Source organism: Haloechinothrix alba, from assembly GCF_900188115.1.
GTDB classification, from domain to species: domain Bacteria; phylum Actinomycetota; class Actinomycetes; order Mycobacteriales; family Pseudonocardiaceae; genus Haloechinothrix; species Haloechinothrix alba.
Map to the genome: position 1 here is coordinate 57545 of NZ_FZNW01000015.1, position 26287 is coordinate 83831.

At 67.5% G+C, this 26287-nt stretch carries 25 protein-coding genes and 4 tRNA genes; 24 read left to right on the forward strand and 5 right to left on the reverse strand.

Annotation, left to right across the window (positions count from 1 at the left end; all coding sequences use genetic code 11):
- Window positions 1-28: 28 nt before the first annotated feature.
- Together rfbA and CHB84_RS15260 are read right to left on the reverse strand one after the other, a co-directional pair.
- Window positions 29-910, reverse strand: a complete 882-nt coding sequence (gene rfbA / locus CHB84_RS15255; protein WP_089302287.1) for a glucose-1-phosphate thymidylyltransferase RfbA — start codon at window positions 908-910, stop codon at window positions 29-31.
- 27 nt (window positions 911-937) lie between these two features.
- Entirely contained in the window at window positions 938-1429 is a 492-nt protein-coding gene (locus CHB84_RS15260; RefSeq protein WP_089302288.1) for a YajQ family cyclic di-GMP-binding protein, read from the reverse strand.
- 250 nt (window positions 1430-1679) lie between these two features.
- Here CHB84_RS15260 and CHB84_RS15265 point away from each other — a divergent pair.
- A tRNA-Tyr gene (locus CHB84_RS15265) sits at window positions 1680-1761 on the forward strand.
- Between the two features lie 207 nt (window positions 1762-1968).
- Here CHB84_RS15265 and CHB84_RS15270 read toward each other — a convergent pair.
- Window positions 1969-3603 carry a peptidoglycan DD-metalloendopeptidase family protein gene (locus CHB84_RS15270; protein WP_089302289.1) on the reverse strand — a complete coding sequence of 545 codons (1635 nt, stop codon included), beginning with the start codon at window positions 3601-3603 and terminating at the stop codon, window positions 1969-1971.
- Between the two features lies 1 nt (window position 3604).
- Here CHB84_RS15270 and CHB84_RS15275 point away from each other — a divergent pair, with 1 nt between their 5' ends.
- The 7 genes from CHB84_RS15275 to CHB84_RS15305 all read left to right on the forward strand — a co-directional run bounded on the left by CHB84_RS15275 (window position 3605) and on the right by CHB84_RS15305 (window position 8936).
- Complete coding sequence (locus CHB84_RS15275) at window positions 3605-4330, forward strand: HAD family hydrolase (protein ID WP_217898576.1); 726 nt, start codon at window positions 3605-3607, stop codon at window positions 4328-4330.
- 288 nt (window positions 4331-4618) lie between these two features.
- A complete protein-coding gene (locus CHB84_RS15280; protein WP_089302290.1) occupies window positions 4619-7240 on the forward strand; it encodes an EAL domain-containing protein in 2622 nt (873 codons plus the stop codon).
- Window positions 7241-7360: 120 nt separating this feature from the next.
- Window positions 7361-7432, forward strand: a tRNA-Thr gene (locus CHB84_RS15285).
- A 111-nt stretch (window positions 7433-7543) separates the two neighbouring features.
- Window positions 7544-7617 (forward strand) — tRNA-Met (locus CHB84_RS15290).
- A 190-nt stretch (window positions 7618-7807) separates the two neighbouring features.
- Window positions 7808-7972: a 50S ribosomal protein L33 gene (gene rpmG / locus CHB84_RS15295; protein ID WP_089302291.1), complete on the forward strand. Its 165-nt coding sequence runs from the start codon at window positions 7808-7810 to the stop codon at window positions 7970-7972.
- 116 nt (window positions 7973-8088) lie between these two features.
- Window positions 8089-8535, forward strand: a complete 447-nt coding sequence (locus tag CHB84_RS15300; protein ID WP_089302292.1) for an FAS1-like dehydratase domain-containing protein — start codon at window positions 8089-8091, stop codon at window positions 8533-8535.
- A complete protein-coding gene (locus tag CHB84_RS15305; RefSeq protein ID WP_089302293.1) occupies window positions 8532-8936 on the forward strand; it encodes a MaoC/PaaZ C-terminal domain-containing protein in 405 nt (134 codons plus the stop codon). Before CHB84_RS15300 ends, CHB84_RS15305 begins: the two co-directional genes overlap by 4 nt.
- A 100-nt stretch (window positions 8937-9036) precedes the next feature.
- Here the strand turns inward: CHB84_RS15305 and CHB84_RS15310 are convergent, their stop codons facing one another.
- Window positions 9037-10281 (reverse strand): pyridoxal phosphate-dependent aminotransferase, encoded by a 1245-nt coding sequence (locus CHB84_RS15310; RefSeq protein WP_089302294.1) that lies wholly within the window; start codon window positions 10279-10281, stop codon window positions 9037-9039.
- 230 nt (window positions 10282-10511) lie between these two features.
- Here CHB84_RS15310 and CHB84_RS15315 point away from each other — a divergent pair.
- From CHB84_RS15315 to rplA, 5 genes are all read left to right on the forward strand, one after another.
- Window positions 10512-10584, forward strand: a tRNA-Trp gene (locus CHB84_RS15315).
- Between the two features lie 36 nt (window positions 10585-10620).
- Window positions 10621-11040, forward strand: a complete 420-nt coding sequence (secE, locus tag CHB84_RS15320; RefSeq protein WP_089302295.1) for a preprotein translocase subunit SecE — start codon at window positions 10621-10623, stop codon at window positions 11038-11040.
- A gap of 60 nt (window positions 11041-11100) precedes the next feature.
- Window positions 11101-12009 (forward strand): transcription termination/antitermination protein NusG, encoded by a 909-nt coding sequence (nusG, locus tag CHB84_RS15325; RefSeq protein WP_089302296.1) that lies wholly within the window; start codon window positions 11101-11103, stop codon window positions 12007-12009.
- Window positions 12010-12115: 106 nt separating this feature from the next.
- Window positions 12116-12550: a 50S ribosomal protein L11 gene (rplK, locus tag CHB84_RS15330; protein WP_089302297.1), complete on the forward strand. Its 435-nt coding sequence runs from the start codon at window positions 12116-12118 to the stop codon at window positions 12548-12550.
- Window positions 12551-12643: 93 nt separating this feature from the next.
- On the forward strand, window positions 12644-13360 hold the full coding sequence (gene rplA, locus CHB84_RS15335) for a 50S ribosomal protein L1 (RefSeq protein WP_089302298.1): 717 nt from the start codon (window positions 12644-12646) through the stop codon (window positions 13358-13360).
- Between the two features lie 115 nt (window positions 13361-13475).
- Here the strand turns inward: rplA and CHB84_RS15340 are convergent, their stop codons facing one another.
- Window positions 13476-14495 carry a hypothetical protein gene (locus CHB84_RS15340; protein ID WP_141134706.1) on the reverse strand — a complete coding sequence of 340 codons (1020 nt, stop codon included), beginning with the start codon at window positions 14493-14495 and terminating at the stop codon, window positions 13476-13478.
- Window positions 14496-14834: 339 nt separating this feature from the next.
- Between CHB84_RS15340 and rplJ the strand changes: the two genes are divergently transcribed.
- From rplJ to CHB84_RS15395, 11 genes are all read left to right on the forward strand, one after another.
- Window positions 14835-15374, forward strand: coding sequence for a 50S ribosomal protein L10 (gene rplJ / locus CHB84_RS15345; protein WP_089302300.1), 540 nt, complete (start codon window positions 14835-14837; stop codon window positions 15372-15374).
- A gap of 56 nt (window positions 15375-15430) precedes the next feature.
- The gene (gene rplL, locus CHB84_RS15350; protein WP_089302301.1) at window positions 15431-15823 is read left to right on the forward strand and encodes a 50S ribosomal protein L7/L12; all 393 of its coding nucleotides are present in this window, start codon (window positions 15431-15433) and stop codon (window positions 15821-15823) included.
- A 404-nt stretch (window positions 15824-16227) separates the two neighbouring features.
- Window positions 16228-17412, forward strand: coding sequence for an ABC transporter ATP-binding protein (locus tag CHB84_RS15355; protein ID WP_089302302.1), 1185 nt, complete (start codon window positions 16228-16230; stop codon window positions 17410-17412).
- Window positions 17413-17453: 41 nt separating this feature from the next.
- Entirely contained in the window at window positions 17454-18206 is a 753-nt protein-coding gene (locus CHB84_RS15360) for an MlaE family ABC transporter permease (RefSeq protein WP_089302303.1), read from the forward strand.
- Between the two features lie 12 nt (window positions 18207-18218).
- Window positions 18219-19061: an MlaE family ABC transporter permease gene (locus CHB84_RS15365; protein WP_089302379.1), complete on the forward strand. Its 843-nt coding sequence runs from the start codon at window positions 18219-18221 to the stop codon at window positions 19059-19061.
- Window positions 19058-20494: an MCE family protein gene (locus tag CHB84_RS15370; RefSeq protein ID WP_089302304.1), complete on the forward strand. Its 1437-nt coding sequence runs from the start codon at window positions 19058-19060 to the stop codon at window positions 20492-20494. The genes CHB84_RS15365 and CHB84_RS15370 overlap by 4 nt, the downstream gene beginning before the upstream one ends.
- A 14-nt stretch (window positions 20495-20508) precedes the next feature.
- Window positions 20509-21531: an MCE family protein gene (locus tag CHB84_RS15375; RefSeq protein WP_089302380.1), complete on the forward strand. Its 1023-nt coding sequence runs from the start codon at window positions 20509-20511 to the stop codon at window positions 21529-21531.
- Complete coding sequence (locus CHB84_RS15380) at window positions 21528-22514, forward strand: MCE family protein (protein WP_089302305.1); 987 nt, start codon at window positions 21528-21530, stop codon at window positions 22512-22514. Before CHB84_RS15375 ends, CHB84_RS15380 begins: the two co-directional genes overlap by 4 nt.
- Window positions 22511-23698 carry an MCE family protein gene (locus CHB84_RS15385; protein WP_089302306.1) on the forward strand — a complete coding sequence of 396 codons (1188 nt, stop codon included), beginning with the start codon at window positions 22511-22513 and terminating at the stop codon, window positions 23696-23698. The genes CHB84_RS15380 and CHB84_RS15385 overlap by 4 nt, the downstream gene beginning before the upstream one ends.
- Window positions 23698-24936 (forward strand): MCE family protein, encoded by a 1239-nt coding sequence (locus tag CHB84_RS15390; RefSeq protein ID WP_089302307.1) that lies wholly within the window; start codon window positions 23698-23700, stop codon window positions 24934-24936. The genes CHB84_RS15385 and CHB84_RS15390 overlap by 1 nt, the downstream gene beginning before the upstream one ends.
- Window positions 24936-26213 (forward strand): MCE family protein, encoded by a 1278-nt coding sequence (locus tag CHB84_RS15395; protein ID WP_089302308.1) that lies wholly within the window; start codon window positions 24936-24938, stop codon window positions 26211-26213. The genes CHB84_RS15390 and CHB84_RS15395 overlap by 1 nt, the downstream gene beginning before the upstream one ends.
- Window positions 26214-26287 lie beyond the last annotated feature (74 nt).

Consider the following 26287-nt stretch of genomic DNA (forward strand, 5'->3'; position numbering starts at 1 on the left):
TCAGCCTGCGGTCCACCGGGCTGCGCGGTCAGCCGGCCACGGCGAACTGCCGCGCCATGCTCATCACGTAGTCACCGTACCCGGAGGTGGCCAGCCCGCGGCCGAGCTCGAGGCACTGGTCGGCGTCGATGAAACCCATGCGCAGCGCGATCTCCTCGATACAGGCGATGCGCACCCCGGTGCGGTGCTCGAGCACCTGGACGAACTGGGCCGCGTCGAGCAGGGAGTCGTGCGTCCCGGTGTCCAGCCAGGCGAACCCGCGCCCCAGATCGACCAGCCGTGCCGTGCCCAGCTCGAGATAGGTGCGGTTGACATCGGTGATCTCCAGCTCACCCCGGCACGACGGCCGGAGGGACCGCGCGATGTCCACAACGGAGTTGTCGTAGAAGTACAGGCCGGTGATGGCTTTGTCCGAGCGAGGGCGGTCGGGCTTTTCCTCGATGGAGACCAGGTTGCCGGCATCGTCGAGCTCGCCGACGCCGTACCGGCCCGGATCGTTGACCGGGTAGCCGAACAGCGTGCAGCCCGCGACGGTGGCGACCTCCTCCTGCAGGCGGCGGGAGAATCCCTGCCCGTAGAAGATGTTGTCACCCAGCACGAGAGCCACCGGGTCCTCGCCGATGAAGTCCGCCCCGATGAGGAATGCCTCGGCGAGACCGTTCGGGGCCGGTTGCTCGGCATAGCTGAATCTGAGCCCCAGATGACGGCCGTCGCCGAGCAACTTGCGGAAGTTCGGCAGGTCAGGCGGGCTCGAGATGATCAGGATGTCCCGGATGCCCGCCAGCATCAGTACCGAGAGCGGGTAGTACACCATCGGCTTGTCGTAGACCGGCAGGAGCTGCTTGGACACGGCCTGAGTGATCGGGTACAGGCGCGAACCGCTGCCCCCGGCGAGAACGATGCCCTTCAACTCGGCCTCCCCAGCGCGATCGGCCGCCTACCGGTAGTTGACGAACTGCAGAGCGATATCGAGATCCTTGCCCTTGAGCAGGGAGATCACATCCTGCAGGTGGTCCTTCTTCTTCCCCGTTACGCGGAGCTGGTCCCCCTGGACCTGGGCCTGCACACCCTTGGGGCCCTCGTCACGGACGATCTTGGCGATCTGCTTCGCCTTCTCGGACGAGATTCCCTGCACGATCTTGCCCGCGATCTTGTACTGCTTGCCCGACGCCGCCGGCTCGCCAGGGTCGAACGCCTTGAGCGAGACGCCGCGCTTGACCAGCTTCTCCTTGAAGACGTCAAGGGCTGCGCGGACACGTTCCTCGGTCTCGGCTTCGATGGTGACCGCCTCCTCACCCGTCCAGCTCACACCGGCACCGGTGCCACGGAAATCGAAGCGGGTGGAAAGCTCCTTGTTCGCCTGGTTCAGTGCATTGTCGACCTCTTGCCGGTCGACCTTGCTCACGATGTCGAAAGACGGGTCAGCCACGGAATCTCCATACCTCGCGAATCGTCGGCCGCTGCTCGGCTGCTACGTGGCTGCACTGTAGCGCGAGTGCGGGGACGTCGGTCACTCCAGTGCCGCCCGGTGCGCCGTGTTCCCGGCCACGACGTAGCGCGGCCGGAGGGCGCGCGGGACGTCGCGCTCGGGCATCGCGGACCCCACGGAGCCTCGACCCCGTGACAGGATCCGTGTGGCCGGTTTGTATGCTGTTCGAGGTCGGCATGGTTCCGGCCCTGGCGGGTTACCCAAGCGGCCAAAGGGATCTGACTGTAAATCAGCTGGCCTAGCCTTCGGGGGTTCGAATCCCTCACCCGCCACCCAGCACAGGCGCCCCGCTGACCTGCGATAGAGCAGGCAGCGGGGCGCTTTCGTGTGTCCGGCCGTGTGCGGCTGGGTCCGGCTTCCACCGCGTGTTCGCCCCCGATATGCCCCCACGTTGTGGCCCGTGTGTGGCGACTTTCACCAGCCGCGTAGGGGATCATCCACGGGAGAGCGCGCGGCGGACTGGCCGGCGCGCCCGGCGACTACTGCCGCCCCGCGGTGAGCCACCCGCGGATCCAGCCACGCGTTCCGCCGTAGTCGATGCGGTACCAGCCGTTCCTGCTACCGGTCACGGTCACCCAGGAACGAATCCCGAGCGAGCCGAGCGTGACGTCGTTGTCCGGGCGGCTCAGGCCGTCGACGACGGCGTCGCCGTAGATGGTCACCCCGCTGACGCGCGTGCGGGTCGGGAAGTACGACGTGGGGTAGCTGACACCGCTGCTGACCCAGCCGTACTTCATGGACTGCGTCGAGGACAGGCCCGGGCATCCGCCGGTCTCGCGGCCGCGGTCGGCTGCCACGCCGCTGCGGTTCGTTGTCGGGGTGCATCGCCACTGCACGCGGTTCCACGTCCCCGACTCGCCGGTGCCGAACCCGGTCAGGCGCGTACCGCCCCGCACGACACCGATGACGGGCCCGCCGGGCGAGCGTCGTACGTTGACCGTCGCGTACCGGGTGGTGACGCGGACTCCGGTAGCGGTGGAACCGGCCGGCCGGGTTCCGGAGTGCGCGACCCAGCCCGTGCGGCCCTCGTGCCGCACCCGGTACTGCCCGCGTTCGCTTCCGGTGACAGTGACCACCGTGCCTCGCGGGATCGCTCCGAGGTAGTCGTCGCCCCGTCGCCGAGTCGACCCGTACATGCCGAGCCCGCGACGCTCGGTGACCCGTACGTCGAAGGGTCGAGCGGGCTCCACCGGTATCGGTGTCAGGCCGCTGTAGGCGCCGGGTATGTGGTCGCCGCTGTCGACCCAGCTCCCGATGGTGAGGCCGGGGATACTCAGCTGCTCGATCCTGCCGGTGACCTTGTCCACTCGCCTGATACTGAAGTGGGTGTGCGGGCCACTCATGTTGGCGTTGCCGGTACGGCTACCGTGGCCGAGGACCGTCCCACCGCCGATAGTGGCCGAGACGACGTCCCCTTCACGTACGCGCGGTTCCTCGAGCAGGTGCGTGTAGCTTGTCAAGTAGTGGTAGGAGCCGGCAGCGGTGTGCTCGATCCGTACGTACCAGCCGCTGACATCGCTCCACCCGGTCGACACCACGCGACCGGCACGGGCCGCTCGTACCGGCGTGCCGTGCGGTGCGGCGATGTCGGCCGCGCCCGGGTGGTGCACGCCGCCGACATAGGTGTCGTTCGCGGCGATCCACCCCGTGGTCGGCCAGACGAACGCGCGGCCGGTGCCCTCGGACGCGGACGTGTGGTTGGCCGGTCGTATCGCGTCGCCCGCCGCTGCGGTGCCGGCGGTGTTGGCCGTGCCTGCGATGAACATGAACGCGGCGACAACGATCGCGGAAACCGTCCGCCGGAGGTCAGTCGGCATCGCCGTCACACGCGGCTCCACGGGTCGGTTCCGGAGCCGCGCCCGCACGGCGGTCCCGGCGGGCTGGTCACCCCCGCCGGTCGGAGCTTTCCTGAGGGCTTCCCTGAGGAAAGCGTGCGGCCTGTCGCCCCGGACGGCGGGCGACGCCCGGCGAACCGGGCTGGGTGAATCGCCCGTTATGTACAGAAAGTTCCTTGCAGGGCCGATTTTCCTGCATCGCGCGCCGGAAGGGAATGGATACGCGGTGGGTTTATCGAGTTGATAGTCTCGCCCGGCGGTGACGCCCGCAGGAGGCATCGTGATCGAGCGGGTTCACCGCGTCGGCGCGGATCTGCGAAAGGATGCCGTGACGTTCGTCATCGCCTGCGACCTGGACGGGACGTTGCTCGACACGCCGGGTCTGATCGTGGAGGCCTGCACAGCGGCGTTCACCTCCATCGATGTCGCCGTCCCGGACGCTGGGGAGATTCGCGCGACCATCGGTCTCCCCCTGGAGCAGGCGTTCTCGACGCTGCTGGGGCTTCCGGAGGACGACCCGACCGTGACCAGGGGGATGCGACAGTACCGGGCGTTGTTCGACGAGATCGCCCTTCCCGAGGCGGAGAGCCTCCCGTTCCCTGGCGTGTCGCGAGGGCTGGCGACGTTGCGTGCGGCGGGGTTCACGCTGGCGGTGGCCACAAGCAAGTCCCACGCCGGCGCCCACGCCCTGCTGGCGGCTGCGGGGCTTCGGGACCGGTTCGCGATGGTCGTTGGTGCCGACCAGGTGTCGCGGCCCAAGCCGGACCCCGAGATGGCCCGCCTGATCATGCGCCGCTGCGGCGTTTCCGGCGAACGCGCCGTCATGGTCGGCGACACGAGCCACGACGTGGTGATGGCGAAGGCCGCAGGGATGCGGTCCATCGCGGTCACGTCCGGTGTACACGGAAGGGAACAGCTGGCCACCGCGGGGCCGGACCGGGTCGCAGACGACTTCGACGAGGTAGTCGCGACCATCCTGGCAGCTCGCGAGGACCCTGCCTGGTGATCTCGTACGGGGGTCACCGAGCGCCGGCAGCCGGGCGCGGCGGCGAAGGTCACCGGGGCGTGGACATGGCCCCGGTCCGGCCCGTACCCGGCGGTTGGTCACGCTCGGCTGCGACCGCGGCCCGGAAGTCGGGTTGCATTCCCCTGGCGGAGGTAGAGTGTCTGCTCGAATGTGTCTTGGCGTAGCGGCCCGGAACAAGGCAAGCTACGTACGCCGGGCCATGACGATCGACGGGCCTATCGATCGATCGATGTACTCGGCCGCTGCGGATGGCCGGGAGGAGGGTTTATGGCGGACGACGTAGGCGCCGAGGACGGTCGTGCTGCGCCGGGATCGGATCCGTCGGCCGAACAGCGGGGTCGGCCGGGCGACGAGCGTAGGTTCTACCGCTACACGCTCGTAGTCGTCGCGATCGCGCTCTCCGGCGCCGCCGCCGTCGGAGCCTGGTTGCCGTTCGACTACTCGGCTGATCTGCTGTGGATCGGGCTCGCGCTGACCGCGGGGTTCGTCATCGCCGAGCAGCTCGCCATCAACGTCGATGTCCGCAGCGGCATCTCGTGGACGATCTCGTTCACCGAGATCCCGCTGGTGATCGGTCTCATGGTCGGCCCGTTCGAGGTGGTGCTCGCCGCGCACCTGGTGGCGGGCGTCGGGACCCTGATCGCACGCAAGGTCTCCGGGCGTGTGCTCTACAACACCGGTGTGATGACCATCGAGATCACCGTGGCGTTCGCGATGGCCGGGCTGGTCGCTGCGTTGACCGGCCCCGTCGGGGCGCAGTGGCTCGCCGCCTTCGTCGGGACCGTGAGCGCGCCGGTGGCCAGCACCATCCTGGCGCTGTGCGCCGTGTGGGTGTTGCGAAGGCGGATGCGCGCGGGCACGGGCCTTCGCCTGATGGGCCGCGTGCTCGTGGTGGGTTTCATCAACGCCGCCGTCGGGCTCAGCGCCTACCTCATCGTCACCGACGTGCAGTATGCCTGGCCGCTGGTGTTCGCGGTCGCTCTCGGCCTCGCCGCGCTGTACTGGGCGTACTCCGGACTGCTGCGGGAGCAGCGTGACCTCGAGGCGCTCACCGATGTCAGCCTCATGGTCGCGCGGTCGGGGCGGCACGCCGCGGCCAAGCCCGCTGGTGACCGTGACGACCTCGCCCACGAGTTCGCCGCGAGTGAGTGGTTCACCCTTGCGGAGCGCATCAAGGATCAGCTCTCCGCGCGCCGCATCGTGCTGCGGCTGCGGCTGGACGGACCCGAGGGCACGCATACCGTCGTCGCAGGTGACCCGGTGCCCCCTGCGGGCAAGGGGCATCTGGACGACTCGATCGTGCGCCTGCCGGGCACGCACGCGCGGCTTTTCCGGGTTTCCGACGCGACGGAGGACGTCGGCGCAGCCCTGCGGGCACGTGGCGCCGAGGAGGTGCTCGTGGTGCCGCTGCGCAGTGCCAACCAGCTTCTCGGTGTGCTGGAGGCGCACGACCGGCTGTCCAGGTGGCGCGGGTTCGGGTCCGCGGACATCCAGCTCATCGGCACCATGGCGGCGCACCTGGCTACCGCGCTCGACAACCGGCGGCTGATGGCGACCCTGCGGCACGACGCTTACCACGACCCGCTGACCGGGCTGCTCAACCGGCCGGGCTTCTGCCAGGTCGCGCGAGGCACCTTGGAGGAGCAGGCCGGGACCGTCGTCGTGCGGGTCGACCTCGACGTGTTCTCCACCGTCTCCGATGCGCTCGGCTACGCGTGGGCCGACCGGATGCTGGTCGTCGCAGGTCGCCGCATGCGGGACGTGCTCGGCTCGCTGGTCCCGGTGGCGCGGCTGGAGGGCGCGTCGTTCGCCGCGCTGCTCACCGAGTGCGAGCAAGCCGAGGCGCGCACGATCGCCGAACGGCTCCGGACCGAGCTGTCGGCCCCCTACGCCGTGGACAAGCTCACCGTGGAAGCCAACGCGTCGGTGGGCTACGCCAGCATCGACGTGGAGGAGAGCCCGAGCCAGGTCGATATCAACGGCCTGTTGCAGCGCGCCGACGTCGCTGTGCGGGCCACCCGCAGTGGTGAGGAGGTGCGCGGGTACGTCCCCAGCATGGGCCAGATCTTCATGCGGCGGTTCCAGCTGGTCACGCAACTGAGGCAGGCGCTGGAGAACGGGGAGGTGTCGGTCCACTACCAGCCGAAGGTCTCGCTGCCCAGCAGGCACGTACGCGGTGTCGAGGCCCTTGTGCGCTGGGAACATCCCGAGTTCGGCAAGCTCCACCCGGACGAGTTCGTTCCGGCGATCGAGGCCGCCGGCCTGATCGGCGCGCTGACCTCGTTCGTGCTCGACGAGGCATTGGCACGTGTGCGGAGGTGGCTGGACGAGGGACTGCGCATCTCGGTGGCGGTGAACCTGTCGGTGCGCACCCTGCTGGACGCCGAGTTCCCCGAACAGGTCGCCGCGGCGCTCGAACGGTTCGCGGTGCCTCCGGAGCTGCTGACTCTGGAACTGACCGAGTCGGGTGTGATGTCCAACCCGCAACGCGCGCTGCCGGTGCTGCGCGAGCTGCACGCCCTCGGGGTCGTGCTGGCCGTCGACGACTTCGGTACCGGGTACTCCTCGCTGGCGTACCTGCGCCAGCTACCCGTGGACGAGGTCAAGATCGACAAGAGCTTCGTCCTCGGGATGGGGACGGATCTTGGCGACCTTGCAGTGGTGCGCTCCATCGTGGAGCTCGGGCACTCGCTCGGGTTGACGGTGGTCGCGGAAGGCGTCGAGGAGGACGTGGCGCGGGATCAGCTCGAATCGATGGGGTGTGATGTCGCACAGGGTTACCTGATCTCGCGACCGCTGTCCGAGCGGCGGCTGGAAGCCTGGTTGCACGCCCGCACCACCCGCGCGGTGGACCGCCAGTCGGAGGCCGTGCTCACGCTGCTCAACTGAGCGCCGGTACCGCCTGCACCCGGGTTCTCGGGTGCAGGCGGGGCATCGACCGACCCCGCTTGCCGCCCGTTCGCGGGCACTGTGTACAGTTTTTCTTGCGCTCGCGATGTTGAGCGCGCTGCCCCAATAGCTCAGTGGCAGAGCATCTCCATGGTAAGGAGAAGGTCTACGGTTCGAATCCGTATTGGGGCTCGGCTGCGTGCGCTGCTCGCCGCCTCCTGGCGTGCCGGGGTACAGGCACGTCGTTGCGCGGAAGGCAGCCCGCCGCACCGGAGGTATCCTGGTGGCGGTGTGGACGGCAACGGCGGGATAGCTCAGGTGGTTAGAGCACACGGCTCATAATCGTGGTGTCGCGGGTTCGAGTCCCGCTCCCGCTACCGCAGACCGTGTGGAGTGCGCTGCGAGGCGAGGGTCCTGGCGTGTTCCACGCGAGTTTGCCGAGGTCCGATGGCCTCGGACGAGCCAGGGCGTGGCAGCAGCCCTGGCCACCCCGGCAGGGCAACGTTTCGGCAAGCCCCGGCATGCCTGCAGGGTGGATCAACGAGTAAGCAGAGAAAGGTGCGTGCCGTGGCGACAACCGACGTACGACCGAAGATCACGCTGGCGTGCGAGGAGTGCAAGCACCGCAACTACATCACCAAGAAGAACCGGCGCAACGACCCGGACCGCTTGGAGATGAAGAAGTTCTGCATGAACTGCGGCACGCACCGGCTGCACAAAGAGACCCGCTAGGCCGGATCTCCGGTCCGGGACCGTCCCTGCGGTGGCGTGGCTCGGTGTCCCGGAGCGGTCGCGGCGCCGGGACGGCACCGTCCACCGCGCTGGGACCGGGCCGGTAGGCTGATCGCGTGGGATTGGATCAGTCGCTCATCGGCCGCTCGTACCCGCCAAGCGAGGTCTACGAGGTGAGCCGGGCCAAAATCGCGGAGTTCGCAGACGCTATCGGGGACACCAGCTCTCTCAGCCGGGATGCCGAAGCCGCGCGAGCCGCGGGCTACCCGGATGTGATCGCCCCGCCGACGTTTCTGACCATCGCGAACCTTGGCGCGATCGATGCGTTGGTCTCGGATCCGGAACTGGGGCTCGACTACGACCGGATGGTGCACGGGGACCAGAGCTTCGTTCACGAACGACCCGTGCATGCCGGGGACCGTCTCGAGGTCACCACGCATGTGGACAGTATCTTCGCCCGCGCGGGCAACGACTTCCTGACGCTGCGCGCCGAGATACACACCGACGGGGGCGAGCTGGTCTGTACCGGCCGCGCCCAGCTGGTCGTCCGGGGGGAACAATGACGATACGGGTCGGCGACGAGCTTCCGCCGCTGAGCGTCCGCGTTACGCGCGGCGACCTGGTGCGCTACGCGGGAGCCTCACTGGACTTCAACCCCATCCACTTCAGCGACCGGGTGGCATCCGAGGTCGGCTTGCCCGGCGTGATCGCGCACGGCATGTTGACGATGGGAATCGCGGGCAGGGTCGTCACCGAGTGGGTCGGCGACGCGGGACGGGTGCTGTCCTACGCCACCCGCTTCACCCGTCCCGTAGTGGTTCCGGACGACGAGGACGGCGCGCTCGTGGAGTGCTCGGGCACCGTGACTGCGGTCGAGGACGACATCGCCACGGTATCGATCACCGCCAAGTTCGAGGGCAGGCCTGTGCTGGGCAAAGCAACCGCGACCGTGCGCCTGACCTGACAGCGCACCCGGCCGGCCACCCCACCAGAACGAAGGAGCCGAATGTGACATTCGGCTCCTTCTATGAACCCGCTGTCACATTCGGCTCCAACCTGGCCGCTCAGTTGATCTCGCTGAGGAGCTCGCCCACCCGTCGAACGCCTTCGGCGAGGTCCTCCTCTGCCAGGGCGTAGGAGAACCGGAAGTAGCCGCGCGTACCGAACGCCTCGCCTGGGACCACAGCCACTTCCGCGTGCTCGAGGAGCAGGTCGGCAAGCTCGACGGTGTTCGTCGGCGTCGAGCCGCGCAACGGCTTGCCGAGCAGCGCCTTGACCGAGGGGTACGCGTAGAATGCGCCCTGCGGTGTCGGGCAGTCGACGCCGGGGATCCGGCCGAGCAGCTCGACGATCTTCCTGCGCCGGGTGTCGAAGGCAGTGCGCATCTCGGCGACGGCATCCAGCGGGCCTGCGACCGCGGCGAGCGCGGCACGCTGCGAGACGTTGGCCACGTTGCCGCACAGGTGTGACTGGTAGGACGCGGCTGCCTTGATGACGTCCTGCGGGCCCGCGATCCAGCCGACGCGCCAGCCCGTCATGGAGTAGGTCTTGGCGACCCCGTTGAGCACGAGGGTGGTGTCGGCGAGCTCCGGGACGACGGCCGAGATCGAGTGCGCCCGCGCGCCGTCGTAGACCAGGTGCTCGTAGATCTCGTCGGTGATCACCCAGATCCCGTGTTCCAGCGCCCACCTCCCGATGGCCTCGACCTCCTCCCGCGGGTAGACAGCACCGGTCGGGTTCGACGGGGAGTTGAACAGCAGCGCCTTGGTTCGCTCGGTCCGTGCGGCCTCGAGCTGCTCGACCGTGACCCGGTAGCCGGTGGACTCGTCCGCGGTGACCTGCACGGGGACGCCGCCTGCGAGCTTGATCGACTCGGGATAGGTCGTCCAGTAGGGAGCCGGGAGCAGGACCTCGTCACCCGGGTCGCAGAGCGTGGCCATCGCCGAGTACACCGCCTGCTTGCCCCCGTTGGTGACCAGGACCTGGGACGGTTCGATCTCGACGCCGGAGTCACGTTCGGTCTTGGTGGCGATCGCTTCCCGCAGCTCGGGAAGGCCCGCTGCGGCCGTGTAGCCGTGATTCACTCTCTGGTGTACCGCGTCCTCCGCGGCCGCGAGAATGTAGTCAGGCGTGGGGAAGTCTGGCTGGCCTGCACCGAACCCGATGACCGGGCGTCCCCTCGCCTTGAGCTCGCCGGCCTTCGCGTCGACCGCGAGGGTTGCCGAGGGTGTGATCGCGGCGATCCGTGTGGAGACACGCCGGGCCGACGTCGTGGGAGTTGTTGTGCGAGCACCGTCGGGTGTGACCATGGGCCCATGGTTTCACGGCCGCGGTGCGCCGCGGAAATCGCGTCGCCGGTCGGGGCGGGGTACCATCACCGGAAGTGTCGTCCGAGGGACTCGGTTGCAGCCCGTGCTGCGCGTTGCCGTACACTTTCGGAGTTGGAACCTCCACTTCATCGACCCCGCGAGGGAATCCGGGGTGGGGTCGTGGTGTCCAGCACATGTGCGGTCGGCTCGTGCAGCGGCTGTCCGGACGAAGGGGTGTAGCTCAACTGGCAGAGCAGCGGTCTCCAAAACCGCAGGTTGCGGGTTCAAGTCCTGTCACCCCTGCAAGGTGAACCATCAGGCGCAGCGGAGGAGTGGCTCGTGAGCGAGGACGGCGACAAGGACAAGGAAGACGACGCGCAGCGTCCTTCTCGTCCGGACAACGCCGCGTCTCGGCGCGGGCGGCGTGGCTCCGCGCGGAAGGGAAACGGACGGAACAACCGCGACCAGGCGAACCCGCAGCGTAAGTCGTCTGGTGCTGGTGCTGGTGCTGGTTCCTCGGGTGGTCGAGAGGGGTCCGCAGCCAAGGCGGGCACCATCGAGGAGAAGCAGCCGCTGCATCAGCGGATCGTGCGGTACATCCGCGAGGTGTTGGGCGAGCTCCGCAAGGTGGTTTGGCCGACACGGAAACAGATGAGCACGTACACGGTCGTGGTGCTGGCTTTCATGCTCTTCATGATCGGGCTCGTCTGGGCGCTGGACCTGCTGTTCGCCAGAGTGGTGTTCGCCATATTCGGCTGAGCACCTCGCCAGCGGGAGGCGCCGGATACCTTGCACACGAGACAGAGAAAGGACTTCACAGTGACGTCCGAGAACGGCGCGGCAGGGGCCGAGGAGTACACCGAGGTCGCTACTGCCGATGCCTCGACCGCTGCCGACGGTGAGCAGGGTGAGGACTTCACGGCGGATGCTTCGGAGGGCGGTGACGTGCCTGCGGCGCTTCCGGGGGAGGAAGAGCGCGAGAGCACCGAGGCTGCCGAGACGGCCGGGGACGGCCGAGCCGATGGTTCGGACGACCAGCCGGAGGACGAGGCTTCCGGCGGTACGGACGAGGTCCGGGAAGGCAGTTCGGAGGAGAGTCAGGCCGAGCCGGTGGACGAGGCCGCCGCGCTGCGCGCCGAGCTGCGTAGCAAGCCGGGACGGTGGTACGTCGTGCACTCGTACGCCGGCTACGAGAGCAGGGTCAAGACCAACCTGGAGACTCGACGGCAGACCCTGGACGTCGAGGACTACATCTTCCAGATCGAGGTGCCGACCGAGGAGGTCACCGAGATCAAGAACGGCCAGCGCAAGCAGGTCAAGCGTAAGGTGCTGCCGGGTTACGTCCTTGTCCGGATGGACCTCAACGACGCCTCCTGGAGCGCGGTCCGCAACACCCCCGGAGTAACCGGTTTCGTCGGCGCGACCTCGCACCCGTCCCCGTTGAGCGTGGACGAGGTCATGAAGTTCCTCCTGCCCAAGGAGGAGCAGGCTCCCGCTGCCAAGGAGAGCAAGGGCGCCGAGGCCGAGGCGCAGGACAAGGGGGCCGAGGTTGTCGAGGTCGATTTCGAGGTCGGCGAGTCGGTGACGGTCATGGACGGCCCGTTCGCCACGCTGCCGGCCACGATCTCCGAGGTCGACGCGGGCGCTCAGAAGCTGAAAGTGCTGGTGTCGATCTTCGGCAGGGAGACTCCCGTCGAGCTGTCGTTCAACCAGGTCTCCAAGATCTGACAGCACCGACCGGGCTTCCACCCGATACACAGGCAGGATCGGGTCGGGAACAGGCGCGGCGCCGTTCCGGTGTCGCGGACAGGTCAAGGAAATTAGGAAGCACAGGATGCCACCCAAGAAGAAGAAAAAGCTCGCAGCAATTATCAAGCTGCAGATCGAGGCCGGTCAGGCGAACCCGGCCCCGCCGGTTGGTCCAGCCTTGGGGCAGCACGGTGTGAACATCATGGAGTTCTGCAAGGCCTACAACGCCGCAACCGAGTCGCAGCGCGGCAACGTGGTGCCGGTCGAGATCTCCGTGTTCGAGGACCGCTCGTTCGACTTCAAGCTCAAGACCCCGCCTGCGGCGAAGCTGCTGCTGAAGGCCGCGGGTGTGGACAAGGGCAGCAGCGAGCCACACCGGAACAAGGTCGCCAAGGTCACCTGGGACCAGGTCAAGGAGATCGCGGAGACGAAGAAGCCCGATCTCAACGTGGAGGACGAGGAGCAGGCCGCCAAGATCGTGGCAGGCACAGCCAGGTCCATGGGGTTGACGATCGAGTAGCGATTCGCGCGCTCGCCTTCCGGGCGGGCGCACTGTGGGAGGCCGGGCGCTGGCCTGTACCACAACTGATCCACGAGAGCAGAAGGACAGCACATGACTAAGCGCAGCAAAGCCTATCGCCAGGCAGCCGAGCTGATCGACCGTGACCGGCTGTACACGCCGTTGGAGGCCGTGAAGCTCGCCCAGCAGACTTCCAAGACGAAGATGGACGCCACCGTCGAGGTCGCCATGCGGCTCGGGGTGGATCCGCGCAAGGCCGACCAGATGGTCCGCGGCACCGTGAACCTGCCGCACGGCACAGGAAAGACCGCCCGCGTCGTCGCGTTCGCCACCGGAGACAAGGCCGCGGAGGCCGAGGCCGCGGGCGCCGACGTGGTCGGGTCGGACGAACTCATCGAGCGTATCCAGGGTGGCTGGCTCGAGTTCGATGCCGCGATCGCGACGCCGGACCAGATGGCCAAGGTCGGAAAGATCGCCCGCGTGCTCGGTCCGCGCGGGCTGATGCCGAACCCGAAGACCGGCACCGTGACTGCGGATGTGACGAAGGCGATCGCCGACATCAAGGGCGGCAAGGTCAGCTTCCGCGTTGACAAGCAGGCGAACCTGCACCTGATGATCGGCAAGACCTCGTTCACGCCCGAGCAGCTCGTGGAGAACTACGCTGCGGCACTGGACGAGGTGCTGCGGTCCAAGCCGTCGGCGGCGAAGGGCCGGTTCCTGAAGAAGGTCACATTCACCACGACGATGGGGCCGGGTATACCTGTCGATCACACGCGCACTCGCCACATGCTCGGCGACGAAGCAGCGTAGCTCGACGACGGGCACGGTCACCGAGGGGAGGTCCCGGAGCGGGCCTCCCCTCGACACGTTCCGGCCGGTACCGGAGCGCCCCCGCCGGCTGCGGCGGGCGGGCGCGGGAAGCGACTCAGCCGCCGCTCTCCGTTCCGGGACAGGGATCGGGTTCGGGGTCGTGGTCGGTGATCAACCACTGCCCTTGCTCGACCCGGCTGACCGTGAACATGCCGAGCTCGGGACCGTCGCGTACCCGCATCTCGCAGGAGCTGATCCGGACGGTGTCCGCCTCCGGGGCGGGGTCCACATCCCGCGGAAAGGTGGGCTCCGCGTAGTTGTTCCGGCTGGTGACCGCCTGGTGGAGCGACTCGACGGCCGCCTGGCAGTCGGCAGCGCCCATGTTGCGCGCGAACCGCGGCTGGACGTCGTCGCCGAAGCGGCCGCAGGCCAGGTCCGCCCGTCCTTGTGCGATGTTCTGGTACACCATCCGGACGGCCTCACGCGGCGACGTGGGGAGGATCGGGTTCGTCTCGTACGTCCCGCCGCCGGTCTCCTCGGCGGGGCGGTCATCGTCGTCGGAGGAACCGAAGACGTAGTCGAAGGCGACGTTGAAGGCGATGATCAGCCCGACGAGCGCGACGGCCACGTAGATCAGCCGCCGCACGAACCTGTTCAGCAGCCGACGCCACAGTGGTGGCCGCGGTGGATACGGGTAGTACCCGTACGGGACCGGCGGCGGGGGCACGTCCGTGCTGTGCTGGGGCGCTTCGGCGCCCCGCTGGCGCTGCAGCTCCTGGAAACGCTGGAACTGTTGGAACTGCTGGAACTGGCGAAGCTGCTCGGGGTCCAGCGCAGCACCGGGATCGGTCTCGCCCTGCGATCCGGCGCCCGGCGAGGCCGGTCCGGCAGGCGCGGCGTCCGCCGGCGTGAACGGCTGCAGTGCGTCCCCGGACAGTGCGTCCCCGGGCCGGGCACCGCCGTGCTGGGAATCTCCAGGGCGGGAATCTCCAGGGTGGGGATCCGCGGGGCGGGCATCACCGGGCTCGTGCCCGGAGTGGTCATCGGCAGGCGGCTTCTCGCCCGGTCCGGGCGGCGGACCGGGCTGCTGCGGGTCCTCACCTGGCTGACTCGGCTGCTGCACCACGTCACCCATGATGCCGGATGTGCGACTGTCCGTGGTGATGTGGGAGTGCCCGAGGTGTCCGTGTTGCGGGCGGAGCGACCCCACCGAGTCGGCCTTCGGGGCGTAGGCGTATCCTTGTCTCCTGGTTCTACCGAAGACCGTTGGTCTTGAGTCGCACTCCGGTGCGTCTCAACGAAGGATCCGCAGGCGAGCGGGCGGCCGGCGTAGGAGGAACGAGGCTTCCCGGCGGGTGCTCCCGCCATGAGTGTCACGCCCCGTGCCGTCCTGTGCCGGGGCGTTTCGTCGTCTCCGGGCCTTCTGGGCCGCTCTCGGTCTGCTGATCAACTAACGCCACGAGAGGAGGCGACCATGGCGACTCGGGAGAAGGTGGAGGCCGTCGCCGAGATCGCGGATCGATTCCGCAACAGCTCGGCGGCAGTCATCACCGAGTACACGGGTCTGTCCGTGGCTCAGCTCAATCAGCTGCGTCGCACCCTCGGCTCGGGCACCAAGTACAGGATCGCGAAGAACACCCTGGTCCGGCGCGCCGTGCAGGACGCGGGCGTCGAAGGGCTCGACGAACTCTTCATCGGGCCGACGGCCATCGCGTTCGTCGAGGACGAGCCGGTCGAGGCCGCCAAGGCCCTGAAGAACTTCGCGAAGGACAACAAGGCTCTTGTGATCAAGGGCGGATACATGGACGGCCGTCCGATTTCCGTCAACGAGATCAACGAGCTCGCCGAGCTGGACAGCCGTGAGGTGCTGTTGAGCAAGGCAGCTGGTGCGTTCAAGGCCAAGATGTCCCAGGCCGCGACCATGTTCGCGGAACCTGCCTCGCAGGTTGCCCGCCTCGCCGCCGCGCTCGAGGACAAGCGTTCCGGGTCAGGCGACGAGTCGGCTGCCGCATGAGCCACGGGCTGTACACGACCCCATCACCCGCGTAGGAACAGAGAGGAAGGGCCACCATGGCCAAGATGAGCACCGAGGAGCTCCTTGACGTATTCAAGGAGATGACGCTGCTCGAGCTGTCCGACTTCGTCAAGCAGTTCGAGGAGACCTTCGACGTTACGGCCGCAGCGCCGGTGGCGGCCGCGCCTGCGGCGGCAGCCGGCGGGGGCGGCGAAGCCGAGGCCGTCGAGGAGCAGGACGAGTTCGACGTCGTGCTCGAAGGCGCCGGGGACAAGAAGATCCAGGTCATCAAGGTGATTCGCGAGGTCATCACGGGCCTGGGTCTCAAGGAGGCCAAGGAGCTGGTCGAGGAGACCCCCAAGCCGATCATGGAGAAGGTCGACAAGGAGGCCGCCGAGGCCGCCAAGGCCAAGCTCGAGGAAGCAGGCGCGAGCATCACGATCAAGTAACTCGTGCGAGCGAGTTCACGGGGCGGGCATCCGGCTGGGTGCCCGCCCCGCTCTTTATCGGCTGCGCGCACCGCCTGCGAAGACGAGGCGCGACCACGAGGCGCCCTGCCCGGGTACATGTGCTGGTGATGCGCGGTAGCCCCGCCCTCACGTGGGTGAGTGACGGTGTCGCCTGGCAACGGGACAGCAACGCTGTTTATGACGCAAGGCACAATCGGGGTATGTTCCGTGCCTACGGTGATGGCAAGCCGGGGTACGTAGTCTGTGAGAAAGACATGACCGACGAGTAACCTATCCGCGAATCGCTCGTTGCACAGGGTGGACGGGGAAGTATGTTCATTCGCGTGTGCGCACGAACCGGTCGATTCGGTTGGGTGCTCGGCGAGTGAGATCCGGGAGGTCCGATGGGTGCCGAGGTTGTCATAGAGGGGCTGTCCAAATCGTTTGGGAGTCAGCCCATCTGGCGGGATGTGTCATTGTCGCTTCCGCCGGGTGAGGTCTCGGTGATGCTCGGGCCGTCCGGTACGGGTAAGTCGGTCTTTCTGAAGTCGATGATCGGGCTGCTCAAGCCGGACACCGGCACGTGCGTGGTCAACGGTACCGACATCGTGCGGTGCTCGGAGCACAAGCTGTACGAGACGCGCAAGCTCTTCGGGGTGCTGTTCCAGGATGGCGCGCTGTTCGGGTCGATGAACCTCTACGACAACGTGGCCTTCCCGTTGCGCGAGCACACCAAGAAGAGCGAGGCCGAGATCAAGCGGATCGTCATGGAGAAGCTGGCGATGACCGGGCTGTCCGGCGCGGAGGACAAGCTGCCCGGCGAGATCTCCGGCGGGATGCGTAAGCGCGCCGGGCTGGCGCGTGCGCTGGTGCTGGACCCGGAGATCATCCTGTGTGACGAGCCGGACTCCGGGCTCGACCCGGTCCGCACGGCGTACCTGTCCCAGCTGCTGATCGACCTCAACGCGCAAATCGACGCGACGATCCTGATCGTGACGCACAACATCAACGTGGCGCGCACGGTTCCGGACAATTTGGGCATGCTCTTTCGCAAGGAGCTGGTCATGTTCGGTCCGCGCGAGGTACTTCTGACCAGTGACGAGCCCGTGGTCGAGCAGTTCCTCAACGGGCGCAGGCTCGGCCCGATCGGCATGTCCGAGGAGAAGGACAGTGCGACCATGGCCGCCGAGCAGGCCAACGTCGAGGCCGGTCACCACGACGGCGGGACCGAGGACGTGCGCGGCGTGGTGCCGCAGATCCAACCCACCCCGGGCCTGCCCGAGCGTCAGGGCGAGCGGCGCCGCAAGGACCGGGTCATGCAGATCCTGCACACCCTGTCACCGGAGGCGCAGGAAGGCATCATCGAGTCGCTCTCACCCGAGGAGCAGCAGCACTACGGGGTACGCCCCCACCAGCTCGTCGGCGCGGGACAGCACGCCGGGGGTGGCGCGGCAGGCAGCACGATGCCGTTGCCGAGCGAGCACCACGGCGAGCTGCCCGCGGAGGACGTCGCGAACCGTCCGGGCGACCGCGCCGCCGAGAGTGACAGTGGCCGGCACACCGACGCACAGTGGTGGAGCAACCAGTAGTGACCACAGCAGCACCCCCTCGTAAGATCCCCGGTCTGGGGATGTTGCGCGAGACCGGGAAGCTATTCGCGCTGGGTCTCGACGTCGCGCGTGGCTTCTTCCAGCGGCCGTTCCAGCTGCGGGAGTTCATCCAGCAGGCCTGGTTCATCGCCAACGTCAGCATCCTGCCGACGATCCTGGTCTCGGTGCCGTTCGGCGCGGTGATCGCGCTGCATCTGGGAACGTTGACCCGGCAGCTCGGCGCCGAGTCGTTCACCGGTGCGGTCAGCGTGCTCGCCGTTGTGCAGCAGGCGGCCCCTGTGGTCACCGCGCTGATCGTGGCAGGTGCCGGTGGTTCGGCGATCTGTGCCGATATCGGCTCGCGGACCATCCGCGACGAGATCGACGCGATGGAGGTGCTCGGCGTCTCCGCCGTGCAGCGACTGATCGTGCCGAGGGTGCTCGCGGCCATGCTGGTCGCGGTGCTGCTCAACGGGGTGGTCAGTGTCGTCGGCGTGCTTGGCGGGTACTTCTTCAACATCATCCTGGGTGGTGGGACACCCGGGGCGTACCTCGCGAGCTTCACGCTGCTTGCGCAGTTGCCCGACCTGTGGATCAGCACGATCAAGGCACTGATCTTCGGGTTCATCGCCGGGGTCGTCGCCTCCTACCGGGGGCTGAATCCGTCCGGTGGGCCGAAGGGAGTGGGCGACGCCGTCAACCAGTCGGTGGTCATCACCTTCCTGTTGCTGTTCTTCGTCAACTTCATCCTGACGGCGGTGTACCTGCAGGTCGTCCCGCCACCGGGGAGTTGATCGCCGATGACGATGCGAACGACCCTGACCAAGACGGCCCGCAGCGCCGTCGACCGCCCGCTTGCGGTCCTCGACGACCTCGGCGACCAGCTCTCCTTCTACGTGCGCGCGCTGGCATGGGTGCCGCGCACGCTGCGCAGGTACGTCAAGGAGGTCCTGCGTATCCTCGCCGAGGTCAGCTTCGGCAGCGGCGCGCTCGCGATGATCGCGGGCACGGTCGGCGTGATGCTCGGTATGACGCTGTTCGTGGGCACGGTCGTGGGTCTGCAGGCCTACGCCGGGCTGGACCAGCTGGGAACGGCAGCCCTTTCCGGTTTCGCCTCCGCTTACGTCAACACCCGTGAGGTGGCCCCGCTGGTGGCCGGACTCGCGTTGACCGCGACCGTCGGGGCGGGGTTCACCGCGCAGCTGGGGGCGATGCGGATCTCCGAGGAGATCGACGCCGTCGAGGTCATGGGTGTGCCGAGCCTGCCGTTCCTGGTGACGACGCGGGTCATCGCCGGGTTCGTCGCGATCATCCCGCTGTACATCATCGGGTTGCTTGCCTCGTACGCGGGATCCCGGGCGATCGTGGTGTACTTCTACGGGCAGTCGCCGGGTACTTATGACCACTATTTCGACCTGTTCCTGCCGCCCGAGGACGTGTTCATCTCGTTCTTCAAGGTGCTCGTCTTCGCGGTGATCATCATCATGTCGCACTGCTACTACGGCTACACCGCCTCGGGCGGCCCGGCAGGCGTCGGTGTCGCGGTGGGGCGGTCGGTGCGACTGACGATCGTGGTCGTCGCGCTCGTGAACTTCTTCCTCGGGTTCGCTATCTGGGGCCTGGAGACGACGGTGAGGATCGCGGGATGAGTGCGCCGGGAGCTTTTACGACGTTGCGCCGCAGGCTGCTCGGGGTGGCCTTCATCGGGTTGGTCGTGGGAGCCGTCTGGCTGAGCGTGGCGGACTTTCAGGGTGCGTTCACCCCGGTCGCCACCGTGAAACTGGAGACGGACAAGGTCGGTAACCAGCTCAAGGAACGGTCGGACGTCAAGGCGCGTGGAGTTATCGTCGGTCAGGTCGACCGGGTGGTCCCGCGCGAGGACGGTGCCACGCTGGAGCTGGCGTTGGACCCCGACAAGATCGATATCGTTCCTGCCGACGCCACGGCCCTGCTGACGCAGAAGACGTTGTTCGGCGAGCGGTTCGTCTCGCTGCAGTTCGAGGGCGAGGGCACCGGCCCGAGCCTGTCCGACGGCGACGTCATCACGCAGGACCGCACGCGTACGGCGCTCGAGCTGTACGCGGCGTTCGAGAACCTGCTCCCGACGCTGCAGGCGGTACAGCCGCAGAAGCTCAACAGCACGTTGACGGTGATGGCCAACGCGCTCGAGGGGCGTGGTGGCGAGCTCGGCGAGACTCTGACGCAGATGAGCGAGCACTTCGCCGAGCTGGAGCCGCACCTGCCCGAACTGCAGGAGAACTTCGCCAACCTCGCCGAGTACTCCCACAACCTTTCCGATGCGGTGCCCGACGTCGCGCAGATGCTGGACAACTTCGCGGCGAACGCGCGGACCGTCGTGGACAAGCAGCAGGACCTGTTCGAGCTGTACGGCAGCGTGACGACCTCGGCGCGGGACTTCGACGCGTTCCTCGAGGCGAACCGCGACAACATCATCGCGTTGAACGAGACGTCCCGCCCCGCGATGGAGACGATCGGCTTGTACTCGCCGGAGTTTCCGTGCGTGATCGGCCAGATGGCCGGCACTGTGGACCGGCTCGACGAGGCATTCGGCAAGGGCACCGAGGATCCGGGACTGCGTGCCGAGGTGGTGATCACCCCGAACAGGGGCAAGTACGAACCGGGCCAGGACGAGCCGGAGTACAACCAGTGGTCCGACGAGCTCGGCTACCGCGGACCGTACTGCGTCGACCCGGACAAGCTGCCGGATCCGCTGCCGTACCCGTACCCGCCGTTCGCGCTGGACGACGGCAGCGAGCACCCCCCACCGGCGCGGTCGGAGCTGGACGGGCAGCCGTTCCCGTGCGATGCGATCGAGACGTTCGGGCATCCGATTCCCGAGGGGTTGGACTGCGCCCCGGGTACGCGCCCCGAGGAACAGGGCGGCGGCGGATCGACTGCGGGGGCGAACCCGGCGAACTCTCCGGCCAACACGCCTGCCGAACACATGGTGCTGTCCGAGCTGGTCGGCCTGCAACTCGATAAGGACGCCGACGACATGCCTGGCTGGACCGGGCTGCTGGTCGGTCCGCTGTACCGCGGGGCGGAGGTGAGCTTCGAGTGAGCAACGCGCTGGCCATGACCTCCTCCCTGGTCAAGCTGATCATTTTCGTGGTGGTGACGGCAGTGACCACCGCGGTGCTGGGCATCAGCATCGCCAACATCAACCTGACCTCGACCGAGACCTACTCGGCGCGGTTCTCGGACGCGACCTTGCTGCTGGAGAACGACGACGTGCGCATCGCGGGGGTGCGTGTGGGTCAGGTGGAAAGCGTGCAGGTCGTGGACCGGCGCCTGGCAGAGGTGGAGTTCTCGGTGGACTCCTCGGTCGAGCTGCCCGCTGCGACCACGGCGATCATCAAGTACCGCAACATCGCCGGTCAGCGCTACGTCGCGCTGAACCCGGGCGCTGGTTCCTCGGACGAGTTGCTGCCGGTCGGTGGCAACATCCCGCTGGAACGGACCCAGCCTGCCCTGAACCTCACGGAGCTGTTCAACGGTTTCAAGCCGCTGTTCGAAGCCCTCACACCCGAGGACGTCAACAAGCTCTCGCACCAGATCATCCAGGTCATGCAGGGCGAGGCAGGCACCGTGGAAAGCCTGCTGGCGCACACCGCGTCGCTGACCGAGTCGATCGCGAACAAGGACCAGGTCATCGGCGAGGTGATCGGCAACCTGAACGAGGTCCTCGCCGCGTTGAACGAGCGCACTCCGGAGTTCAACGAGACGCTCATCCGGATGCAGGAGCTGGTCTCGGGACTGTCCGAGGACCGCGAGCACATCGGTGAGGCCGTGGAGGCCGTCGGGGAGCTGTCGTCGACGACGTCAGGGTTCCTCGAGGAGGTCCGCGGTCCGCTGCGCAACGACATCGAGCACCTGGGCGAGCTGACCGAGAACCTCAACGAGCACGAAGGCACGGTGGAACACTTCATCCAGTTCATGCCGGAGAAGCTCCGCCAGATCAGCCGGACAGGCAGCTACGGCTCGTGGTTCAACTTCTTCGAGTGCATGGCTGAGGCCGATGTCCGGCTGACGCCGGACTCCGAGCCGGTCACGATCCCGATAGGCGAGTCGGACGCTGAAAGGTGCGGACCAGCATGAAGTCCTTCCAGCAGTTCAACCCGATCCCGATCGCGCTTGTCGGTATCGTCGCGCTGGTCCTCGGGGTGGTGGCCGCGATGAACTCGGAGAAGCTACCGGTGATCGGTGCCGGAACGCTGCACTCCGCGGAGTTCGAGGAGGCAGCCGGGCTGCAGAGCGGCAACGAGGTCCGGGTGGCAGGCATCAAGGTCGGCGAGGTCGACGAGGTCAACCTCGACGGCGACAGGGTCGTGGTCGACTTCCGGGTCAAGGACACGTGGCTCGGCGACGACACGCGGGCCGGTATCGAGCTCAAGGACATGCTCGGCCAGAAGTACATGTCGCTGGACCCGGCAGGGGAGGAGGTGCTCGACCCGAGTGAGCCGATCCCGCTCGAGCGGACCAGCTCCCCGTTCGACGTCCTCGAGGCCTTCCGGGAGCTCTCCGAGACCACCGACGCCATCGACACCGAGCGGCTGGCCGAGAGCTTCGATGTGATGTCGGAGACCTTCTCCGATACCCCTGAACACGTCGAAGGCGCGCTGACCGGGCTGTCGAAGCTGTCCGACACGATCTCCGAACGGGACAGCGAGCTCAAGGAGCTGCTCACCAACACCGAACAGATCAGTCAGACGCTGAGCGAGCGCGACGAGGAGCTGGTCAAGCTCATGCGGGACGGTAACCGGCTGCTCGACGAGCTTCGCCAGCGCAAGGAGGCGATCAGCGCCCTGCTGCGCGGGACGCAGGAACTCGCCGAGCAGCTGCGGGGATTGGTCGAGGACAACCAGGAACAGCTCAACCCGGTGCTGCAGGAGCTCGACCAGTTCACGTCGATGCTGCACCGCAACAGGGAGGCGCTCAGCCAGGGACTGCAAGAGTTCGCACCGTTCATCAGGAAGTTCGCCAACGTCGTGGGTAGCGGCCGCTGGTTCGACAACTACATCTGCGGGCTGCTCCCGCCGTCGGAAGGCCCCTACAACGAGGAGGGGTGTGATCCGCGATGAGCCTGCGGACGCTCGGAAGCTACCTCTCCCACGGCCTCACGCGCTGGATCGCGATCGCCTGCGTGCTCGGGCTCGTCGTCGCCGGAGGCGTGTGGTGGCTGCAGCAGGACGGCGAGAAGACGGCGACCGCGTTCTTCCCGGCCGCCATCGGCTTGTACGAGGGCAACACCGTGCGGGTGCTCGGCGTGGACATGGGCACCGTGGAGGCGGTCGAACCGGTGGGCGACCGCGTGAAGGTCACCATGAGCTACCACAGCGAGGTGGACATCCCCGCCGACGCCAAGGCCGTGATCGTGGCACCCTCACTGGTCAGTGACCGGTACGTGCAGTTCACCCCGGCCTATACCGGTGGTCCGGTTCTGGAGGACGGGGCGATGGTCCCCCAGGAACGCACTGCCGTGCCGCTGGAGATCGACGATCTCTACGAGAGCACGAATCGGCTCGCAGACGCGCTCGGACCGGAGGGCGCCAACGAGGACGGCTCGCTGTCGAACCTGATCAGCACGCTGGCCGAGAACATGGACGGCCAGGGCGAGAACTTCAACGAGACGATCACGAAGATGGGGCAGCTGTCCGAGACCCTGTCGGGCAGCTCCGAGGAGCTGTTCGGCACGGTTCGCAACCTCGCGGAGTTCACGTCCACGCTGGCCGACAGCGACGAGGAGGTCCGGCGGTTCGAGGAACAGCTCGCCGACATCAGCGGGTTCCTGGCCGACGAGCGGGAGAACCTCGGCGCCATGGTCGAGCAGCTCGGGGTGACGCTGGACATGGTGCAGCGGTTCATCGAGGACAACCACGAGGAGATCCGGTCGAACGTCGACAAGCTGGCCGATGTCACCCAGGTACTGGTCGAGCAGCGTGCCGCGCTCGCCGAGTTCATGGATGTCGCGCCGACGGCGCTGAACAATGTCATCAACTCCTACAACGCCACCGGCGGTACGCTCGACGCCCGGGGTAACTTCAACGAGCTGACGATGTCGCCGTTCACGCTGGCCTGCTACCTGGTGGATCGTGGGCCGGAGGAGCTGGAGGCCGCAGGCGCGGCCTGCGACGAGCTCACCGGTCCGTTGCAGGGCCGGCTTCCCTCCCCCGGGGAGATGATCGAGACGATGCAGCAGGGTGAGCTTCCGCTGCCTTCCGTCGACGAGTTCTCCGGACCCACTCCGCAGGGAGGTGGTCAGTGATGGCACGTCCGTACGGAGGTAGGCGTCCGCGCAGGACCCTGATGGCGATGCTCGCCGCGGTGACGATGGCACTGACGGCTTGCGGGGAGTTCAGTGGTATCTACGACCTGCCGCTGCCGGGCGGGGCCGAGCTCGGGCCGGACCCGGTGGAGATGACCATCGAGTTCACCGACGTGCTCGACCTCGTCCCCCAGTCGACGGTGAAGTTCAACGAGGTCGATGTGGGCAGGGTCGAGGAGATCGATCTCGCAGAGGACGGCTGGCACGCCGAGGTGACGATCCTCGTCAACCGGGAGGTCGAGCTGCCTGCCAACCCCGATGCCAACATCAAGCAGACCAGCCTCTTCGGTGAGAAGTACGTCGAGCTGACCGCCCCGCCGGCGGACTCGGCGGAAGGTTCGTTGGAGGACGGCGCGCACGTCCCGCTTTCCCGCACCAGCCGCAACGTGGAGGTCGAGGAGCTGCTCGGGGCGCTGTCCATGCTGCTCAACGCCGGTGGCGTCGAGCAGATCAACACCATCACGCGTGAGCTCAACGAGCTGGCCTACGGCAACGAGACCGAGATCAAGGGCTTCCTGCGCAACGCGGAGAGCCTTGCGGCGGGGCTGGACGGGCAGACCGACGAGATCTCGGACGCGCTCGACGGGCTGAACCGGCTCTCGGCCGAGCTGAACGAGCAGAAGGACCTGATCACCGAGTCCCTCGACGATCTCGGCCCGGGCCTGGAGTCCCTGGAGCGGCAACGCGGTGACCTGGTGGAGATGCTTCGCGCCCTCGACGACTTCTCCGAGGTTGCGGTCGACACGGTCCAGCGCAGCCAGCAGGACCTGGTGGCCAACCTCGAGGCACTGGAACCGATCCTGCGCAACCTCGCCGAGGCCGATGCCGACCTACCCAAGGCGCTGGAGATCCTGGCGACCTTCCCGTTCACCGACAGCTCGACCGAGGGCATGGTCGGCGACTACGCCAACCTGTTCATCACGTTCGACCTCGAGGTGCAACAGATCCTGGAGAACTTCGGCAGGCACCGGGGTAACCCGTTCGACGGGCTGCCGATCCTGAGCGAGCTGCCCATCGGGGAGGATGAGCTCGTGGACCCGAGCCTCGTCCTTCCGTTACCGGAGTCCGAGTCCTCCGCGCCGGCACCGGAGGAGTCCACGAGTGGCTCCGATGCCGGCGACGGCTCCGCGGAAGACCCTGGACTGGTCGACGACCTGCTGTCCGGGGGTGGTAGCTGATGCTCGGCCGGTCGATACGCATCAAGCTGGTGGCCTTCGTCGTGGTGGCCTCGGTATCGGTGGTGTACGCACTCGTGCGGTTCACCGACTTCGGGGAGTACTTCGGCCAGGAGGGCTACACGGTCACCGCCGAACTGGCGGACTCGGGCGGGATCTTCAGCCACGCCGAGGTGACCTACCGCGGCGTCAATGTCGGCCGGGTGGGCGAGCTGCGGCTGGACGGGGACGGTCTCGAGGTCGACCTGCACATCGAACACGACGCCCCGGACATCCCGCGCGACCTCGATGCCATCGTCGCGAACCGGTCGGCGATCGGTGAGCAGTACGTCGACCTGCGCCCCCGGGCAAACTCAGGGCCCTATCTCGAGGAGGGGACGACGATCCCGCAGGAACGCACGTCGATCCCGCTCGGCGTGGAGGACGTGATCACCGACCTGGACAAGCTCGCCAGATCGCTGCCACACGAGGACGCACGCACCCTGGTCGACGAGTCCTACGTGGCATTCCGGGGCACCGGCGACGACCTGGAACGGTTGATGGACACCACGCGGGAGTTCGTCGCCGCATCCAGCGAGAACCTCCCGCACACGGTCCGGTTGCTGCGGTCCGGCAACACGGTCCTGGAGACGCAGAACGAGCAGGCCGGCAACTTCAAGTCCTTCTCGAGGGACCTCAACCTGCTGTCCGAGCAGCTCGTCGAGTCGGATGAGGACATCCGTAACCTCATCGACGCGACGACGCCTGCCGCGCAGCAGTTCAGCGAGGTCGTCCAGGAGATCGGCCCAGGGCTGAGCTCGTTGGTCGCCAACCTGCTGGCGGTGTCCAACGTTCAGGCCCCGCGGCTCGACGGCCTCGAGCAGGTTCTGGTCAGCTACCCCATCCTCGCCGTCGGCGCCGATGCCGTGCTGACCGACGACGGCAAGGCGCGGCTGGGCTTCGTGCTCAACCTGTTCGACCCGCCGCCGTGCACCCGTGGTTACGAGGGGACCGAACGCCGGGCGGGCACGGACGACTCGCCCGTCGAGCCGAACAGGGAGGCGTACTGCGCCGAACCGCCCGGTAGCCCGATCGCGGTGCGGGGAGCGCAGAACGCGCCGTTCGCGGGTGTGCCGTCGCTGCCATCGGAGGACGAGGTCGAGGCCAACAGCGACCGTAGCCAGGAGTCCCTCGAGGAGGAACGGCGGCGGCAGGCCGCTTCGGCCAACACGCCGGGACTGGCAGGTGGTTCGGGCTCGACGAACAACAGCCTCGCCGAGCTGCTGGGGCTGCCCGGTTAGCCGCGCAGCCCCGGCAGTCGGGGACAACGAGCCTGGGCACGGCGGCTGCGACGCGCCGTAGCGATACTGTTGAC